Source organism: Shewanella sp. ZOR0012, from assembly GCF_000798835.1.
Taxonomy (GTDB): domain Bacteria; phylum Pseudomonadota; class Gammaproteobacteria; order Enterobacterales; family Shewanellaceae; genus Shewanella; species Shewanella xiamenensis.
Map to the genome: position 1 here is coordinate 1 of NZ_JTLE01000025.1, position 1,494 is coordinate 1,494.

Here is a 1,494-nt window from a genome sequence, read left to right on the forward strand (position 1 = left end):
ATTCCGTTTCATTTTGCCGATTATCTCGAACTGATTGATTGGACAGGCCGCGCCATCCGCCTTGATAAGAAAGGCTATATCGATAATCAACGGCCGAAACTACTCAATGAATTAGGCATTGCGCCCGATGCGTGGCTCACATCAGCCAAAGAGTTTCGACGTCAATACAGTGGCATAAGTGGTCGATGGGATAGCATGTGCGCGTTTAAAAAACAGCATAACAGCGGCAAATGGTGTAAAGGAAAAGCATCAAGCCAAGCGTTACATCCTTAAGTTCGTTACGACTCAGCGTTTGGGATTATTTTTATTTATTCGAAATGAAGATAATTCCGTAAAAAATAAACTCGATTTTTTCCCAAAGTGAGTTGCGTATTGTCGAGTATGAATAAGTCGGCTTAATTCAATGGTGCGACAGGCGTCATTTCTATCCCACGAAAGAGCTGATAGCGGTCGATATCATCGTCTAAATATTGGATATTTTGCGTCCACTGCCATGCGCCTTGGGGCGATTTAGCTTCGAATAACAGTTGGATTAAGGCGGCGCGCGCATTAACGACTCCCTCGCCCAGCAGGGAATAATCACCATTTTGTTGATATAAACTAAAGAGTTGCTGCTTCTCCTGCGAGACACCGTCATAGTAGGTTAACAGCACTTGCTCGCCTTGCTCCCTAAACCACCATGTCTCGCTGTAGGGAGCGTGCGTACCGACACTTACGGAGAGGATCAACTGCCGCTGATCGTGGGAACAAAATCCATTGACCGTCACTTGTCTAGGGGTGTCACTTGCCTTAGCGGCATTGCCCTGCCACTGCCCCACCATTTGCGGGCAAAAGGCTTTAAAACTGACCTTAGCGGCTAGCGCAGGAAAGATAGCCAAGCTGCCCAAGGCGAGTATCAATACATTTTTGATCAATAGCTTGCCCAGTTTTTGCGGAATGATTAACGCCATATTCCAGTCCTATTTCAATCTCCCAATACATTAGCGTTAAAACACCTTAGCCACAAATACGCCATAACACTTTGCGCCATACCCAACATACCTTGCCATCAAAATGTCCTCAGTGGTTACAGTTACTTACATAAAAGTCACTCTTGCCACCGATAGACTCAGTTTGATTTCATGCTCAGTTTCTATACTGTGAAAAAAATAGCGGGGACAGCCATATCTTTTTGTGTTTTTCAGCACCTTCACCTAGGCTTTAAATTATCCTGATTTTGTCTGTGTGGAGTTTGCTATGACTTCGGCCAGAAGACAGCTAATTGATGCTAATGCAACGCCCTTCTATCATGTGATAAATCGCTGTGTTAGAAGGGCTTTTTTGTGTGGTGAAGATAAACTCACTGGCCGCAGTTACGAGCATCGACGTGGCTGGATTGTTGATAAAATCAAAGCCTTGTCTGCGATATTTTGTATCGATATTTGCGCTTACGCGGTGATGAGCAATCACTATCATTTAGTGCTTAAAATAGATGTCGATAAGGCCAAATCCTTA

At 44.4% G+C, this 1,494-nt stretch carries 1 protein-coding gene and 2 pseudogenes; 2 read left to right on the forward strand and 1 reads right to left on the reverse strand.

What is annotated here, in order from left to right:
• Positions 1 to 273, forward strand: a pseudogene (locus L976_RS01015) (alpha-amylase family glycosyl hydrolase); the annotation flags it as partial.
• Between the two features lie 122 nt (positions 274 to 395).
• Here the strand turns inward: L976_RS01015 and L976_RS01020 are convergent.
• Positions 396 to 950, reverse strand: coding sequence for a hypothetical protein (locus L976_RS01020; protein ID WP_047533294.1), 555 nt, complete (start codon positions 948 to 950; stop codon positions 396 to 398).
• 286 nt (positions 951 to 1,236) lie between these two features.
• Between L976_RS01020 and L976_RS01025 the strand changes: the two are divergent.
• Positions 1,237 to 1,494: pseudogene (locus L976_RS01025) on the forward strand (alpha-amylase family glycosyl hydrolase); the annotation flags it as partial.